This window comes from Candidatus Allofournierella excrementavium (genome assembly GCF_048526665.1).
Classification (GTDB): domain Bacteria; phylum Bacillota; class Clostridia; order Oscillospirales; family Ruminococcaceae; genus Allofournierella_A; species Allofournierella_A excrementavium.
In genome coordinates, this window is sequence record NZ_DBGFPE010000034.1 from 1 (window position 1) to 16,393 (window position 16,393).

At 60.9% G+C, this 16,393-nt stretch carries 16 protein-coding genes; 10 read left to right on the plus strand and 6 right to left on the minus strand.

All coding sequences use genetic code 11. The features are described from left to right. Window positions 1–198 precede the first annotated feature (198 nt). Both ACMI1Q_RS08215 and ACMI1Q_RS08220 read right to left on the minus strand, forming a co-directional pair. Window positions 199–1,557 (minus strand): ABC transporter substrate-binding protein, encoded by a 1,359-nt coding sequence (locus tag ACMI1Q_RS08215; RefSeq protein WP_419503418.1) that lies wholly within the window; start codon window positions 1,555–1,557, stop codon window positions 199–201. 327 nt (window positions 1,558–1,884) lie between these two features. Further along, window positions 1,885–2,910 carry a LacI family DNA-binding transcriptional regulator gene (locus tag ACMI1Q_RS08220; RefSeq protein ID WP_419503419.1) on the minus strand — a complete coding sequence of 342 codons (1,026 nt, stop codon included), beginning with the start codon at window positions 2,908–2,910 and terminating at the stop codon, window positions 1,885–1,887. On the opposite strand from ACMI1Q_RS08220, the gene ACMI1Q_RS08225 reads away from it, so the two are divergent. Then, window positions 2,897–3,109 (plus strand): hypothetical protein, encoded by a 213-nt coding sequence (locus ACMI1Q_RS08225; protein WP_419503420.1) that lies wholly within the window; start codon window positions 2,897–2,899, stop codon window positions 3,107–3,109. The two genes, ACMI1Q_RS08220 and ACMI1Q_RS08225, sit on opposite strands and share 14 nt — an antisense overlap. Window positions 3,110–3,162: 53 nt before the next feature. On the opposite strand, the gene ACMI1Q_RS08230 is transcribed toward ACMI1Q_RS08225, so the two are convergent. Continuing rightward, window positions 3,163–3,870: a sugar phosphate isomerase/epimerase family protein gene (locus tag ACMI1Q_RS08230; RefSeq protein WP_419503421.1), complete on the minus strand. Its 708-nt coding sequence runs from the start codon at window positions 3,868–3,870 to the stop codon at window positions 3,163–3,165. 39 nt (window positions 3,871–3,909) lie between these two features. Continuing rightward, window positions 3,910–4,545: a hypothetical protein gene (locus tag ACMI1Q_RS08235; RefSeq protein ID WP_419503422.1), complete on the minus strand. Its 636-nt coding sequence runs from the start codon at window positions 4,543–4,545 to the stop codon at window positions 3,910–3,912. 79 nt (window positions 4,546–4,624) lie between these two features. Here ACMI1Q_RS08235 and ACMI1Q_RS08240 point away from each other — a divergent pair, with 79 nt between their 5' ends. From ACMI1Q_RS08240 to ACMI1Q_RS08250, 3 genes are all read left to right on the plus strand, one after another. Next, on the plus strand, window positions 4,625–4,882 hold the full coding sequence (locus ACMI1Q_RS08240; RefSeq protein ID WP_419503423.1) for a hypothetical protein: 258 nt from the start codon (window positions 4,625–4,627) through the stop codon (window positions 4,880–4,882). Window positions 4,883–5,191: 309 nt separating this feature from the next. After that, window positions 5,192–6,652, plus strand: a complete 1,461-nt coding sequence (locus tag ACMI1Q_RS08245) for a C69 family dipeptidase (protein WP_419503424.1) — start codon at window positions 5,192–5,194, stop codon at window positions 6,650–6,652. 310 nt (window positions 6,653–6,962) lie between these two features. Beyond that, window positions 6,963–7,874 carry an AraC family transcriptional regulator gene (locus ACMI1Q_RS08250; protein ID WP_394981274.1) on the plus strand — a complete coding sequence of 304 codons (912 nt, stop codon included), beginning with the start codon at window positions 6,963–6,965 and terminating at the stop codon, window positions 7,872–7,874. Window positions 7,875–7,945: 71 nt separating this feature from the next. On the opposite strand, the gene ACMI1Q_RS08255 is transcribed toward ACMI1Q_RS08250, so the two are convergent. Together ACMI1Q_RS08255 and ACMI1Q_RS08260 are read right to left on the minus strand one after the other, a co-directional pair. Next, window positions 7,946–9,067, minus strand: coding sequence for an anaerobic sulfatase maturase (locus ACMI1Q_RS08255; protein ID WP_419503425.1), 1,122 nt, complete (start codon window positions 9,065–9,067; stop codon window positions 7,946–7,948). A 45-nt stretch (window positions 9,068–9,112) separates the two neighbouring features. Next, window positions 9,113–10,471, minus strand: a complete 1,359-nt coding sequence (locus tag ACMI1Q_RS08260) for a sulfatase-like hydrolase/transferase (protein ID WP_419503426.1) — start codon at window positions 10,469–10,471, stop codon at window positions 9,113–9,115. Window positions 10,472–10,593: 122 nt separating this feature from the next. Between ACMI1Q_RS08260 and ACMI1Q_RS08265 the strand changes: the two genes are divergently transcribed. The 6 genes from ACMI1Q_RS08265 to ACMI1Q_RS08290 all read left to right on the plus strand — a co-directional run. Continuing rightward, window positions 10,594–10,899: a hypothetical protein gene (locus ACMI1Q_RS08265; protein WP_419503427.1), complete on the plus strand. Its 306-nt coding sequence runs from the start codon at window positions 10,594–10,596 to the stop codon at window positions 10,897–10,899. Between the two features lie 125 nt (window positions 10,900–11,024). Beyond that, on the plus strand, window positions 11,025–12,353 hold the full coding sequence (locus tag ACMI1Q_RS08270; RefSeq protein ID WP_330058958.1) for an ABC transporter substrate-binding protein: 1,329 nt from the start codon (window positions 11,025–11,027) through the stop codon (window positions 12,351–12,353). Between the two features lie 127 nt (window positions 12,354–12,480). Then, a complete protein-coding gene (locus ACMI1Q_RS08275; protein ID WP_419503428.1) occupies window positions 12,481–13,347 on the plus strand; it encodes a carbohydrate ABC transporter permease in 867 nt (288 codons plus the stop codon). A 13-nt stretch (window positions 13,348–13,360) separates the two neighbouring features. Next, window positions 13,361–14,233, plus strand: a complete 873-nt coding sequence (locus ACMI1Q_RS08280) for a carbohydrate ABC transporter permease (protein WP_330058960.1) — start codon at window positions 13,361–13,363, stop codon at window positions 14,231–14,233. Further along, entirely contained in the window at window positions 14,230–15,735 is a 1,506-nt protein-coding gene (locus ACMI1Q_RS08285) for a sulfatase-like hydrolase/transferase (RefSeq protein ID WP_419503429.1), read from the plus strand. The genes ACMI1Q_RS08280 and ACMI1Q_RS08285 overlap by 4 nt, the downstream gene beginning before the upstream one ends. Window positions 15,736–15,773: 38 nt before the next feature. Beyond that, window positions 15,774–16,393 (plus strand): 1,3-beta-galactosyl-N-acetylhexosamine phosphorylase N-terminal domain-containing protein (locus ACMI1Q_RS08290; RefSeq protein ID WP_419503430.1); only part of this gene is annotated, 620 nt, incomplete at its 3' end.

The following is a 16,393-nucleotide window of genomic DNA, read 5'->3' on the forward strand; positions in this document are numbered from 1 at the left end:
TCTGGTTAGCCGCCGTTTCGATTTTGAGATGCTCAGCGGCTTGATTTTGTGTTGCCTTTTTTGCTTCTCTAAAAATCTGAAATTTCTACTTGACTTTTATTAGCAGGTCTTTCACAAAAGCAGCGGCGGCGCGCCGCCCGGCAAAGGCCGGCATGCGGCGCGCCGCGCAAAAAGACGTTGAATCGTGGGCCCGCGCGGTTATTCAGCGGTGGCCTCGGTGGCCGCCTGGGTCATGCGCTGGGCAAAGTCCTCCGGGGTGAAGCTGCCGTCCGCCAGACTGGGCAGCAGCATGCCGAAGTCGGAGTTGGCCACGGAAGAGGGGATCACGTCCAGAATGCAGGGCACGAACACGGTGTCGGCAGTGGTGTCGGCCGCCAGGTCCGCCAGCACCTGGGTCTTGCCCTGCTCCGCCTTGAATCCGTCGGAGTAGGTCAGGCCGGGAGCGTCGCCGCCCTCCGCCAGCAGATAGGCTTCCAGCTCCTCGGGGCTGTTGATGAACTCCAGGAAGGCCAGAGCCAGCTCGATCTCCTCCGGCGCGGCATTGGCGCTGATGAACCATTCGCCGTAGGTGGCGGTGTTCGCGATGCCCACCTGCCCCGGGAAGAGGGCGGCGCGCACGTCGGCGCCGTTAAAGCCGTTGCTCCAGTTGGCGGAGTTGGTCTCGGCAAAGTCGGCGGACATCCAGGGACCGTTGGCGATCACGGCGGCCTGGTTGCTCATGAAGGCGTTGGCCGCGTCCGCATAGGCGGCGCCGATGGAGTTGGAGGCCGCGTTGTTCTGCAGCATCTGCTGCAGCGTGGCAACGGCGTTCACAAAGGCAGGCTCGCTGAAATCGGTGATGCGGTTTTCCACACCGCCCCGCAGCCACTGGATGCCGCCTTCCTCATCGGCGATGGCCGCGGTGAGGAACAGAGCGGCCACCCAGCCGTTCTCCGCGGTGGAAAAGGCGATCTTCTGGTCGCCCAGAGCGGCGATGAACTGCTCCATGGTCATGGCGCTCAGGTCCTCCTGGGTGTCCCACAGGGCCGAGTTCCAGAAAAAGCCGGTGGGCCGCACGGTGGCCAGCGGCATGCTGTAAACGGCGCCGCTGTCATCGGTGCAGAAGGCAAGGCCGTCGGGCAGCAGGCGGGCCTTCAGCTCGGGGTTCTCCTCCAGCCAGCCGCTCAGGTCGTAGGCCAGGCCGTTGGGATACACCACGTTGGTGAGCCAGTCCACATCGCCGGACTGCACCAGCACCGGCAGCTCGCCCTGCTGAGCCAGCATCTTCATCTGGTCCAGGAAGGTATCCTGGGGCACGCTCTCCAGGATGATGTGGTACTGACCCTCATACGCCTGGTTGAAGCGCTCCACCTGGGGCTCGAAGAACACAGCGCCCACGTTTTCGCCGGTCTTGTAGGAGGGAATGGTCACCTCCACAACGCCGGAAGAGCCGGAGGCGGCCGCCGAACCGGACGCAGCCGGAGCGGACGAATCGGAAGGGGCGGAACCGCAGCCGGCAAGGCCCGCTGCAAGAACGGCGCCGGCCAGGATCCCGGCGAAGAAGCGTTTCTTTTTCATGTTATCCTCCTTTTGTTGTCTGTGTCTATCAAAACGGCGGTCGCCGTTTTTCACTGGCATAAAATTGCGTTTTGCCGGCCCAGCCGGGACCGCGGGCGGAGAGATCTGGGCCACTCAAAGCTTCAAAAACGTTTTTGAAAGCCGCACAAAAAATCTGCCCGCGAAGGAGCCTGCGGTCCGGATGCCGGCCTCTTTGATCGGGTAAGCTGTCGATCGAAGAGTGTCCGTTTCAAAAACGTTTTCGGAACCAGCGAAAAAAGAAAGTCCTCCACCGCGCGCCGGCCTGGCGGACATTCCTTTTTCAGTTGAGGGCCGCCGGCCCGCCGCTCACCAGGCGGGCGGGGCCACGCTGTCCTTGATGGAGAGGGTGTGGGGCAGCACCAGCCGCTGGGTGGGGCGCTTGCCGTCCAGCATGTCCAGCAGCAGGTGGGCCGCCTCGTAGCCCTTCAGGCGGATGTTCTGGTCGATGGTGGTGATGCGCGGGTCGGTGAACTCGGTCACGTCCAGGCCGTCGTAACCCACCACGGAATAATCCCGGGGCACCTTGTAGCCGAGGCTCTTGATCGCCTCGATGGCGCCGATGGCAAGCATGTCGCTCATGCACAAAAAGGCGGTGACACTGCGGGGGTCGTGGGTCTGGAGGTAGTGGCGCACCCCGTCACAGGCCTCTTCCCGCAGAAAATTGGTGTAGATGATCTGGTCGTGGGTGAGGGGCAGGCCGTTGCGCTCCATCGCCTGGTGGGCGCCGGCCAGACGCTCCATGCTCACCATGGCCTCCTTGCGCCCGTGTACCAGCACGATGCGCCGGTGGCCCTGGTCGATGAGGTACTGGGTGAGCTCGTCGAAGGCGGCGATGTGGTCCAGCGTGACGTTGCTCACATTCGGGCCCTTCACCTGGGTGTCGACGGTGACACAGGGCGGGCTGCCCGCGGGAAAACCGTCGCAGTAGGGGTCGGTGGTCTTGAGGCCCAGCAGCACCGCCCCGCTGAGGTTGTGCTCGTGGCACAGTTGCTCATAGCTTTTCTGGCGCTGGATCTCGGAGTTGATCATGTGCATCGAGAGCTCCACGCCCCATTCCTGGGCGAATTGGTAACAGCCCTTCATCAGCATGGTCTCGAAGTGGTTGAACATCTTATCTTCCAGAAAGCCGGAGACGATCAGCGCGATGCGGCGGGCGTGTTTGCTGGAGAGGCTGCGGGCGATCAGGTTCGGGTGGTATCCCATCTCCCGCGCCGTGCGGATGATCCGCTGGCGGGTGTTCTCGTTCACATCGGCGTAGTTGTTCAGCGCGCGGGAGACAGTGCCCACCGTCACACCGGCAGCTTTTGCCACATCCTGAATGGTCACTGACATCCCTTACACCTCTCTTTCGGAGGCTGCGCCCGAACCGAAAACGTTTTTGGTATGGTTTTGTTATACAGGAAGAAAGCAGGGCTGTCAAGGTCATCCAAACAAAAACGGCAGAATCCACGCATTTTCAAAAGGATTTTTGGAACAAATCACCATGGAACACCGGCCGAAGGGGAACGGCCGGACACACGGATGCTGTTGAACGGCAGCAAAACACAAACGGAGCCGTAGGCCTGCGGCTCCGGCCTGTGCGCCTTACCCGCCGTGGCGGCTTGCCGTATCCCTTGTTTTCGCCAGCAGCTGTTCCGCATACAGCCGGCTGCCCCGCAGGCTCTTCGGATAGTCTTTGTCGGGCCCCACGATAAATTCCACGGTAAGAAGCCCGTGATACCCACCGTCTTCGAGGGCCGTCAATACGGCATCGAAGTCAACGGTTCCCGTTCCGATGGGCGCACACGCCATTCTGTTGCCGTACAAATCAACATCCGCGCCGCGGTCTCCCGGTCCGGCCGGTTTCATGTCTTTCAAATGCACATGCCCGATCCGTCCGGCAAACTGCCGCGCGTACCATGCCGGATCTTCTCTCACCAGCAGGGTGTTTCCGCTGTCATATACCTTGTCGATTTTCTGCAAAAAGGCGGCAAGCTCTTTGTCGATCACGTTATTCTCTTGATTAGACTCCTGCGCCGTGACAGTGTTTGGTGGGACAGATTCCGCATCGGAGGAAGAGCAAACAGCGTCTGACGTCGTTTGTCCCAAAGAGGTTTCGGCTCTTTTTCCTTGTTCTGGGAAGGTGTCCAGACTGTCGGAAACATTTCCCTCGGGGGTTGTATGATTTTTAAGAAAATCAAAGAGACCCATACGAAACACCATACTTTCCGGTTTATCAGAAGCTATAAGATAAAGGGGGCACACAGCATTTTGTTCCAAAACCGACGTGAAGTCCGCCGGCAGGCGATACACAGAATCAGATGGAGAAGAGGCAGCTCCCCAAGGTACGAATCACGGTTTCTTCCTGGGCCTCCTGGGCTTCGGCGCCACAGCAGCGATCATGGCGTAGTGCTCCTTGCTCTTTCTCGTGATGCTGTTGTAGTCCTCGGAGGTGAGGAACTCCAGCAGCCATTCTTTGGGCACCTTATAGGTGTGTTGATACGGGAAGGACTTTAACCTCCCCTCGGTACACCAGCGGCTGACGGTGCGGGAGGCGTAGCCGGTGACCTGAGCGATCTGGCGGGCGTCCAGCACGTCGGGCTGGTGGGCCAGCAGGTTCTCGTACCAGCGGCGAATCCGCTGGCGGACGGCGTCGGTGAGCAGGAGCGCGCCGTTCAGGCTGAAGGCCGGGGGCTTGTGGTTCGGGTAGTTCTTGTACCAGCCGCTGGGCGGGGTGTAGTACGCCGGCTCGGCCAGGCGGCGGCGCAGGTAGGCGGCCACGTCCGCCTTGGCAATTTTATAGCAGCGGGTCTGCTTGCCGGTGTTCTCGCAGGGCACCAGGCCGCTCTGCAGCAGGTAGATCGAGGTGCGGGTGCCGATGCGGCAGGCTTTGCGGAAGTCGGTGCGGCCCATGGGGTCGGGATAGGGCGCCAGCAGGTCCTGGATCTCCTGCTCCAGAGTGTCTTGAAAGAGATTGCTTTTCTTCATTTTGGGGTCCTCCTTTGTTTTGAATTTGGACCCGGAGAACCACCCTGTTTTCCACCAAAACTATACAAATTGTTGAAACTTGGAAAGATACTACACAAAATCGGCCCGAAATCTTGCATTTGCTGAGATCCGTTTTCCGGCGGCGGGGCGAAAATCCAGTGTTTATCCGGCAAAACGGCCCTCAATTATCTTGCATGAAATCTTGCATTTTTCCAAAAAATCTTGCCAAACGGGGCCAAAACGGGGGGATGCCGGTTTGATTCGTACCAAGGCCATTTTTCGGGCTTTGGCCCCGCGAAAACGGCTTGAAACCGCCAAAAATCCGGGGACAGACTGACCAGCTCTGACCCGCCCTGTTCCACAAGAGCCTTTTTGGCGCAGGACTCGAAATGCGGTAGGCGTCTAAACAACGCGCGAGAGTTCGAATCTCTCCATCTCCGCCAAACCCCGGGAGATAAGTCTCCCGGGGTTTCTTTATGCAAAAACGCCGGCGTCCCGGGGCTGGAAACGGCACGGCATCCGTGCTATGATAAATGCGTCGAATCAGAGGGGAAAAACTGTTTTTTCGTCGAGTCCCGGCTGCGAAGCTCTGCCGCGGAGCGGAAAAACGATTCCGAACAGATGCACATAAGAAAAGGAGACGCATATGCCCTGTACAACGATTCTGGTGGGCAAGGAAGCCACCCATGACGGCTCCACCATCATTGCCCGCAACGACGACGGCGCCTTTGAAGCCAAGCGCCTTTTGGCCCACCCCGCCCGGGAGGGAGCTTCCACCTATAAAACGGTCATCTCTCACCTGACGGTCGCGCTGCCGGAGAAAGCCCTGCGCTATACCGACTGCCCCAACGTGTCCAAGGCCAACGGCGTGTGGCCCGCCTGCGGCATCAACGAGGCCAACGTGGCCATGACCGCCACCGAGACCATCACCAGCAACGCCCGGGTGGTGGGCGCGGACCCCTATGTCCGCTATCAGGGAAAGAAGGGCCGCGGCACGAAAGAAGTGCCCGGCGGCATCGGCGAGGAGGACCTGGTGACCCTGGTGCTGCCCTACATCCGCTCCGCCCGGGAGGGCGTGCTGCGCACCGGCGCGCTGCTGGAAGAGTACGGCACCTATGAGCCCAACGGCATGGCCTTTGCGGACGCCGATGAGATCTGGTGGCTGGAGACCATCGGCGGCCATCACTGGATCGCCCGGCGGGTGCCGGACGACCGGGTGGTGGTGATGCCAAACCAGTTCGGCCTGGACCATTTCGACTTTGCGGACGCTTATGGCGAGCAGAAAGAGAATCTCTGCTCCAAAGACCTGCGGGAGTTCGTGGAGAAGTACCGCCTGGCGCTGGACACCGGCGCGGAGTTCAATCCGCGGCTGGCCTTCGGCTCCCACTCCGACGCGGACCACATTTACAACACCCCCCGCGCCTGGTTCATGGCCCGGTATTTCCTGCCCCGCACCTATAAGTGGGACGGGGACAGCGCCGACTTCACCCCTGAGAGCAACGACATCCCCTGGTCCTTTGTGCCGGAGCGCAAGGTGACGGTGGAGGACGTGCGGTATCTGCTGGGCTCCTATTACCAGGGAACGCCCTACGACCCTTACGACAAGACCGCCGCCTGCAAGGGCAAGTACCGCACCATCGGCGTGCCCAACAGCGACGTCTGCGGCATCATGCAGATCCGCGGGTATCTGCCGGAGGCCGTTCAGGGCGTGGAGTGGCTGTCCATGGGCGGCAGCGGCTTCACGGCCTGCTTCCCGGTGTACGCCAATGTGACCGAGTTCCCGGGATACCTCAGCGGCACCACCGAAACGGTCTCCACCGACAGCATGTACTGGCACAGCCGGCTCATCGCCGCGCTGACCGACGCCCATTTCGGAAAGGCGCTGCTGTTTGACGAGCGGTATGTGAACGCCGTGATGAACCGCGGCCAGCAGCTGCTCTACGAGTACGACGAGAAGGTGCGGCAGGGCGAGCCGGTGGAAATTCTGAAAGAGGCCAACCGCAAAATCGCCGGCATGGTGAAGGAGGAGTCGGACAAGGCCCTTGCCCAAATTCTCAAGAACGCCTCCGAGAACATGAAGATCCGCTATCACCGAGGGGACAACTGAGCGGACGCACTATATAAAGCAAAGCAGCACCAGCCGCCGCAGCAGCGGGCTGGTGCTGCTTTTTTGTGCTCAAATGAAACGATCCGCGCCGCCTTTCAGATGGTTTCGGGATGCCCCGGCGGCTCAATGCCTTGCAGATGCGCCGGCAGAGGAGGGATGCGCCTCGCCCCCCGCCCCCTCCCGGCGGACATTTTATTTATTTTGCGGGTGCTCCGCAGTTGCTTTTTCCTGCGAAAATATGTATACTTATTACAAACCATTTCACAAAACCTGCGAAATTAAAGCAAGATGTCGGAAATCGGGGTGCGTTATGAGCACAGATCGCTACGATTTTACAGAACGGGAATTTCAGCTGCATAATTCGGGAGCCAAACTTTTATACATCAGTTCCGCAAAATATAATGGCGACTGGTACAGCTTCCCCCACACGCACAATTTCACCGAAGTGTTTTATGTCATCGGCGGTGCGGGCAAATTCCAGATACGGGATTCCTATTATAAGGTGTCCGTGGGGGACATGGTGATCCTGAACCCGAACATCGAACACACGGAGACCAGCATGGTGGACGACCCGCTGGAATACATCGTGCTCGGCATCCGCGGGATAAAGATGAGCGCCGAACTGGACCCGAAGCAGGATTTCAGCATCATCCACTTCAACGAAGCCGCCGAGGAGATCCAGCGGTATCTGCTGGCCATGCTGCAGGAGGCCAAGAACAAGAAGAACGACTACGAGGAAGTGTGCGGCCATCTTTTGGACATCCTGCTCATCTGCCTGATGCGGCAGACCAACATCACCTCCCGCGTGCAGGAGGCCGACCTGACCCACCAGAACAAGGCCGCCGCGGCGAAGGAATACATCGACGCCCATTTCCGTGAGGACATCGCGCTGGACCAGCTGGCCCAGAAGATCCAGGTCAACAAGTATTATCTGGCCCACATTTTCAGCCAGAGCTACGGGATGTCCCCCATCCAGTACGTCCAGACGCTGCGGCTGGAGGAGAGCAAGTATCTGTTGCGCACAACGGATTTCGCCATCAAGCAGATCGCCTCGATCACCGGCTTCTCGTCGCTGGGCTACTTCTCCCAGCGCTTCAGCAAAGCGGAGGGGATGAGCCCGGCGAAATACCGGGTCATGGCCCAGAACAAGCTCATCGGCGGCGGGCAGGAAGAGCCCGCCCGGGAGGACGCGGAGGAAAAAGGCTCCCCGGTCTCCCAGTGAACCACACAGAAAAAACCGTCCCCCCTGCCGGATGCCCGGCGGGGGGACGGTTTCGTTTTGGAAAAAGCGGCTCAGCGCCAGCGCGCCAGAATGGCGGCGGCCTGCTGCAGGCGGCCGGCCCGCTCGCGGAAGAACCGCTGCAAAGCGTCGCAGTAACAGGAGCGCCCCGGCAGGCCGTCCGCGCCGGTCAGCCGGTCCCGGCGGCAGCCGTTGCGGCACAGTACGTACCAGCGGCAGCGGGCGCACTCCGGCGGCACCGGCGCCGAACACTGCAAAAACTGCCGTGCGGCGGCGCTTTGGGCCATCTCGGCGAAGGTGTTTTCCCCCACCGTGCCCAGCCGCAGCTCGTCCAACACGTAAAAGTCGCAGGGGTACACGCCGCCGTCCCCTTCCACCACGAACTGGATGGAGCACCTGCCCACCATGCCGCAGGCCTCGGGCTGGCCCCCCAGCAGGATCTGCAGCCAGTTGTCGATGTGGCGGATGCTCACATACTGCCCGCTGAGCAGGTCCTGGAACCACAGGTCGAACACGCGGATGAGGAACTCGCCGTATTCCTCCACGGAAAGATGGTACCGCTCCCGCCCGCGCTCCTGGCCCAGCGGCTCCAGGCAGGGGATGAACTGGATGTGGTCCAGCCCCTGCTTGCGGAAAAATCGGTAGATGCGCTCGATGCTGCGGGCGTTTTTGCCCGTCAGCACGCACAGGATGTTGAAGGTCACCCCGTGCTTTTTCAGCAGAGCCACCGAGCGCATGACGTCGTTGAAGGTGCCGTTCTGCGCCGGGTCGGTGCGGTTGAGGTTGTGCAGCTCCGCCGGCCCGTCCAGCGAGACGCCCACCAGAAAATCGTGCTCCTTGAAAAAGGCGCACCATTCCTCGTCCAGCCGGAAGGCGTTGGTCTGGATGGCGTAGCTGACCTTCACTCCCGGCTTTTCGTGCTTTTTGACCAGCTCCACCACCTGCCGGTAAAAATCCAGCCCGGCCAGGGTGGGCTCGCCGCCCTGAAAGAGGAAGGAGCAGCTGTGCTCGGCAAACTCCATCGCGCCGGCGACCACCTCTTCCATGAGCCGCGGCGAGAGCATCCCCTGAAAGCCTTCATGCCGGTGGCTGGCCACGTCCCGGTAAAAGCAGTAGGCGCAGGTCATGTTGCAGGCGGAGGAGGCGGGCTTGATGAGAACGTTGACAGGGGGCATTCGGTTCACTTCCTTAGTGTTTATAGGCGGCCGGCCCGCCGCGGCTCATTCTTCGTCCAGAATGGCGGGGCGGTACCCTTCCGCTTTTTCGATCCAGTCCAGCAGCCAGCCGCGCAGCTGCCGCTTCGCGTCGGCATAGGCGGGGTCGTCCACCACATTGTGCAGCTGCCAGGGGTCGGCCTTCAGGTCATAGAGGAAGTCGTCGGCGTAGACGTCCGACGCGGCGGTTTTGCCGCCGTCCTTGCCGGGGGCGTAGACGGAATAGAGATAGTCCGGCGTGCGCACGCAGCGCCCCACCCGGCTCTCGGAGATCTGGGCGAACACCCGGTCGGGCCGGCCGGGCTCCTTTTTCTGCACCACGTCCAGCAGGTCCTCGCCGATCATGGCGTCCCCCACGTCCACCCCCGCCAGGGCCAGGATGGTCTTGGGCAGGCTCTCGGTGCTCACCAGCTCCTCCACCGCAACGCCGCCCCGGAAGGGGCCGCCCGCGATCACCAGGGGAACGTGCAGGGCGCTGTCGTGGCAGGTGCGCTTGTAGTCGTCGCCGCCGTTCAGGTGCGCGTCCCTGTTGCGGGTCTTGAAGTGAGAGCCGTGGTCGGAGGCGTAGAGGATGACGGTGTTGTCGTAAAGGCCCTTGGCCTTCAGCCGCTCCACCAGGCGGCCCAGGTTCTCGTCCAGGCTGGCGCACTGGCCCAGGTAGTCGGGGTATTCCTCGGCGGCGTTGCCCCCCAGCACCTCCAGGTCGTGGGGCAGAACGAAGTTCTTGAAGCGCTCTTTGGAGCCCACCGGCCCCTCGTAGTGGCCCCGGTCGTTCTGGTGGTGAGGCTCGATCTGGGAAATGGTCATGAAGAAGGGCTTTGTCTCGTCGTGCACATCCAGGAATTCCAGGGCCATGTCGTTGATGCGGTCCGCCCGGTAGCCCTTGAAATCGATGCGCCGGTCGTTTTCGTCAAAGACATAGCCGTCGTAGCCGTGGGAGGTGAACTCCAGCACGTCCGCGACCCGCCAGTAGCCGGTGTAGCCGCCCCGCAGCTCCCGGGGCACGGCGGTCACGGTGTGGTCCACGGTGTTGTGGCCGTCCATGTCGCCGTCGCTGGCCAGGTGCCACTTGCCCACATACGCCGTCTCGTAGCCGGCCTCCTCCAGATAGTTCGCCAGCGTTTTGACGTTGGTGGGCAGCATGATGTTGTTGCGGAAGCAGCCGGTGTCGGTGGCGTAACGGCCGGTCTGGAACAGCGCGCGGCAGGGGCCGCACACCGGCTGGGGCGAGAAGGCGTTGTCGAACTTCACGCCCTCCCGGGCCAGCCGGTCCAGATTCGGAGTGATGTCCAGCGGCTGGCCGAAGCAGCCGCAGGTATCCCAGCGCTGCTGATCGGTGAAATAAAAAATGATGTTGTATGCCATGGGATAACAACTCCTTTATTATAATATGCCTGTTTTGAGCCGCCCGGCGGCTGCCGCCAAAAAGCAAACGAACGCCCAAAGCGTTGGCTTTTCGGGCGTTTTTTTCATTATAACATTTGCTTTTGGGGGCTGTCATTGATTATTTGTTGTTTGTTGGCTCCCGGCTGTTGCGCGGGCGGTTTTGGCGAAAAAAGGCGGCAAACCTTGCGAAAACACCGTCAAACCCCTTTCCACCCATAAAAACGGGCCGCCGGGTGGATTGTACTGCTTTTGCGATGGTTAATATTTCTTGCTGCGCCTTCCGCGGGGCGTTATCTTTTTTTCGATCTGGAACCGCGGCGGCAGCGGCTCTGCCTCAAAATGCCAAAGGCGGAGAAACCGCTGTTTACAGCTATATTACAGCGTTTTTTTGCAAGGGGCGATTTTGACAATTAATTTATCTGAACTTTGTGACTAATGTATATTGACGAAGAACCGCAAGTTATATATAGTAAAAATATAAAGTCTGCCAAGAATTCGGCAGCACGTTTTATTAAAAAGGAGGACTCCCAATATGAAAAAGGCATTGTCTCTCATTTTGGCGGCTGCTCTTTCGATCGGGCTCGTCGCCTGCGGAGGAACAGGCACCAGCCAGAGCGCGGGCACTTCCACCCCTGCTTCCGGCGCTTCCCAGCCGGCTGCCGGCACCCTGTCCGGCACCATCCGCTACGCTTCCATGTGGAGCGAGACCGAGGCGCAGGCCGACGTGATCAAGGCTGCCATCGAGGAATTCACCACCCTGTATCCCGACGTGGAGATCACCGTTGACTGGATGGGCCGCGACGTGCGCAAGACCATCCAGGCCAGCCTGGACGCCGGTCAGTACGACCTGTGGGATTCTCCCGTGGACGCCGTTCTGCCCAACTACGCCAGCTACGGCTATGACCTGACCGAGCTGATGGCCGCCGAGAACCCCGTTCTGGACGGCAAGACCTACAACGACGTGGCCAACCCCACCCTGATGGAAGCGGTGAAGAGCGCCGGCGGCACCGATGAGATCCTGGCCGTGCCCTACACCCCCACCGTCATCGGCATGTTCTACAACAAGGACCAGTTCGAGGCCGCCGGCATCACCAAAGAGCCCGAGACCTGGGACGAGTTCCTGGACGTCTGCGAGACCCTGAAGAACGCCGGCTTCACCCCGCTGTCTGTTGACGACGGCTACGTGGTGCTTCCCTTCGCCAGCTATCTGGGCCGCCTGAAGGGCCTGGACTTCATCGGCCAGCTGATCTCCGATCCTGAGGGCACCCTGTGGGACGATCCCGCTGTGGTGGAGGCCGCCAACGCCATGCAGGAGCTGTGGGACAAGGGCTACATGAGCGTGAACTCCGCCTCCAACAAGTACCCCGCCGGCCAGAATGAGGTCGCCATGGGCAACGCCACCATGTATCTGGTGGGCTCCTACATGCTGAACGAGGTCAAGGAGATCACCGGCGACGAGTTCAACTGGGGCTGCTTTGCCTTCCCCGCGCCTGAAGGCTCCGAGTACGGCATCGACGTGAACACCATCGGCATGCAGGCCATGCAGGTGGCCAAGAACGCCACCGATCCCGAGCTGGCCTTCTACTTCGCTTCCTTCTGCACCACCGGCAAGTACGACCAGATGATGAGCGAGCAGACCAACTCCATCCCCTCTGCCAGCGACACCGAGTGGCCCGCCATGCTGGAGTGCGCCAAGGGCGTGCTGAACTCCACCACCACCAACGTGCCTTACGGCTTCGGCATCCAGTACAACGCCGACTTCACCCCCATCTACAAAGAGCAGGTCCAGAAACTGCTGGGCGGTCAGACCGACGCAGCTTCTTTCCTCGCGGCCTGCAAATCGGCTGTGACCGGCAAATAATCAAGGTCTATTTTGCGGCGGCAGACTCTGCCGCCGCATTTTGCGTAAAATGCTCCATTGTTGCGGAGGGACAAGCATGAAATCAAGAAGCAGAAACATAATGATCGCGGTCTTCACGATCCCTGCCATGATCGCGATCGCGCTGGTCTTTGTGTATCCCGTGATCCGGACCATCCTTATGAGTTTTTTCACCATTGATAACGTGGTGAGCAAAATGTCCGAGTGGTCGTTCGTCGGCGTGTCGAACTATACGCAGCTTCTCGGCACACCGCTGTTCCGCCAGACCTGGGTCACCTTTGCGAAGATCTGGGTGTTCGGCGGCCTCGTTATCATGTGCATCGCCATGCTCTTTGCGGTGATCCTCACCTCCGGCGTGCGCGGCAAGTCGTTCTGGCGCGCGGCCATCTACCTGCCCAACATCATCTCGGCGGTGGCCCTGGCCAACATGTGGATCCACTATGCCTACAACGCCAACTGGGGCCTGTTCCGCAACATCTTCGCGGCCATCGGCTGGGACTCCATGGCCCAGTTCCAGTGGACCTCGCCGGACCATCTGTTCCTGGCCATGATGGTGGCCTATTGCTTCGGCGCGGTGGGCTACTACATGCTGATCTACATCGCCGAGATCGAAAAGATCCCCCAGGATATTTTCGAGGCCGCCAAGATCGACGGTTCCTCCGGCGTCCATTCCTTCTTCCACATCACCCTGCCGCTGTTCAAGGGCGTGTTCAAGACCACCCTGACCCTGTGGACCACCGGCACCCTGGGCTTCTACATCTGGTCGCAGATGTTCTCCAGCAACCGCGACGCTTCCGCCCAGATCATGACCCCCATGTACTACATGATCCGCACCACCTTCGGCGACATGGCCTCCGCCTACACCGAGACCAATGCCGGCCTGGGCGCGGCCATCTGCGTCATGGTGATGCTCGCCGCCGGCGTGGCTTTTGCGATCATCAGCCGCATCTTCAAAGGCGACGAGATCACGTTCTAAGGAGGGATTATCTGTGAGCAAGAAAAGAAAAGCGGAGAAGTATGTCGAGCCGCTGAATGTGAAAAAAGAAGCCCGATTGCTTCCCGGCTACATTATTCTGGTCTTGTGGGTGCTCTTTGAGGTGGCGCTGCTGAGCTGGATCGTTGCCGCGTCCTTTTCCACGACCAAGGAGATCTTCTCCAACCAGATGCTTCAGAGCGGCCTGCATTTTGAAAACTACATCTATTCCTGGACCAAGGGCAACATGGGCAAATACTTCCTCAACAGCCTGATCTACGCAGGCTTCGGTGTGAGCGGCGCCCTGCTCCTCTCGGCCCCCTGCGCCTATGCCCTCAGCCGCTTCAAGTTTTTCTACAACAAGGTCCTCACCAACCTGCTGGTGCTGTTTTTGAGCATCCCGCAGATCATGGTCGTGCTGCCCCTTTATTCCATCGCGGTGAAGTACGACCTGCTCAACAAGCACCTGACCCTGCTGGTGCTGTACATCTGCCTGAACGTGCCCTTCTGCACCTTCTTTTTGCTCAACTTCTTCGCCACCCTCTCCCACACCTTTGAGGAGGCGGCGGCGGTGGATGGCTGCACCCCCATCAAGACCTTCTTCAGGATCATGCTGCCCCTGGCGCAGCCGGGCATCATCACGGTGGGCATTTTCCTCTTCGTGAACATCTGGAACGAATTCTTTGTGGCCATGATCTTTGCCACCAGCAGCGAGGTGCGTCCCCTGGCCTACGGCCTTTACAGCCTCATCCAGGCCATGTCCACCAACGGCAAATGGGCCGAGCTGTTCGCCTCGGTAATGATCGTGGTGGTGCCCACCTTCATCCTGTACCTGTTCCTGTCGGAAAAGATCATTGCCGGCGTCACCGGAGGTGGCATCAAGGAATGAGCAAAAAGCAGTTCGTGCTGATCATGACCGACACCCAGCGCCTGGACATGGTCAGCTGCTACCAGGACGTGGGCATCAAAACGCCCAACATCGACGCGCTGGCCGCCGAGGGCGTCAAGTTCAACAAGGCCTACACGGTGCAGCCGGTCTGCGGGCCGGCCCGCTCCGCCATCTTCACCGGCCAGTACCCCTGCATCAACGGCTCCTACACCAACTGCGTGGCCCCGGGGCTGAACGTGCGCACCATCGGCCAGCGCCTGGCCGACAAGGGCGTTTACACCGGCTACATCGGCAAGTGGCACCTGGACGGCGGCGACTACTTCGGCCTGGGCACCGCCCCCGAAGGCTGGGACCCCGACGTGTGGTACGACATGCGCAACTATCTGGAGGAGCTCACCGACGAGGAGCGCTATAAGTCCCGCCAGACCAGCACCATGGAAAAGGAGGACATCCCGGAGGAGTTCACCTTTGCCCACCGGTGCGCCTCCCGGGCGGTGGACTTCATCCGCAGCCACGCCGACGAGGACTACTTCCTGGTGGTGAGCTTCGACGAGCCCCACGGCCCCTCCCTGTGCCCCCAGCCCTACGCCTCCATGTACCGGGACTACGACATGCCCAAGCGCCCCAACGTCTACGACACGCTGGAAGACAAGCCCACCCACCAGCAGGTCTGGTCCGGGCCGCGGCGCTTCCAGGACCGGGAGGCCCTGCGGCTGAACGCCTGGGCGCTGTTCGGCTGCAACAGCTTTGTGGACTATGAGATCGGCCGGGTGGTGGCCGCCATCAACGAGCAGGCCGACCGGCCGGCGGTGCTCTACACCACCGACCACGGCGACATGCTGGAATCCCACAGCATGTACGCCAAGGGCCCCGCCGCCTACGAGGAGATCTGCCATGTGCCCATGATCCTGCGGGGCTTCGGCAAAGGCGAGATCGACACGCCGGTCTCCCACATCGACATCGCCCCCACCATCTGGGACTTCTTCGGCTTTGAAAACAAGCCCATGATGCTGCAGGGCGAGAGCCTGCTGCCCCTGATGGAGGGCGAGCGGCCCGCCTCGCGGGACGTGTTCATCGAATTCGGCCGCTACGAGACCGACCACGACGGCTTCGGCGGCTTCCAGCCCATGCGCTGCATCTATGACGGGCGCTACAAGCTGGTGCTCAACCTCCTCTCGGAGGACGAACTGTATGACCTGGAAACGGACCCCTACGAAATGACCAACCGGCTGAACGACCCGGCGCTCTTCGAGGTGCGCGCCGGGCTGCTGCAGCGCCTGCTGGCCCACATGAACGACGTGCGGGACCCGCTGCGGGGCTACTGCTGGGAGCGCCGGCCCTGGAACGACCAGGCGGCCAAGGCCACCTGGGACTACACCGGCTGCACCCGCCAGCGCAGCGAGCCGGACTATGAAAAACCCCAGCTGGATTACGACACCGGCCTTGTGCCGGAGGGCCTGGTCCGCATGAAGAAAAAGGCCCAGATAAAGCCGGGCGGCTGAACCGGCAATTTTCAAACTGACTTTGCGGAGGACGAGAGATGAGCGAAAACACTCTGAAAACGGGGCGCGTGACGATCCCCACCAATCTGGACGTTGTGCCGGAGACTATTGAGATTTTGAAGCGCTGGGGGGCGGACGCCATCCGCGACTGCGACGGCACCGAGTTCCCCGAGGAACTGACCAAGGTGGGCGCGAAGATCTACTCCACCTACTACACCACCCGGAAAGACAACGCCTGGGCCAAGGCGAACCCGGACGAGGTGCAGCAGTGCTACATCATGACCGGCTTCCACACCTCCGACGGCGGGGAGCTGCGCATCCCCCTGATGCAGGGCATCTCGGAGGAGCTGATGCAGGTCAACACCCGGGACGACGTCAAGCGCTGGTGGGAGGTCATGGACCGCACCACCGGCCAGCCGCTGGCCGCCGACGCCTGGAGCTACGACGAGGCCGCCGGCTGCGTGGTCATCCCCGCGCCCGAGGCGTACCACGAGTACACCGTGAGCTTTCTGGCTTACCTCATCTGGGACCCCGTGCATATGTACAACGCGGTGACCAACGACTGGAAGGACTTTGAGCACCAGATCACCTTCGACGTGCGCCAGCCCAAGACCCACAAGTTCACCATGGAGCGCCTGCGCAAGTACATCGCCGAGCA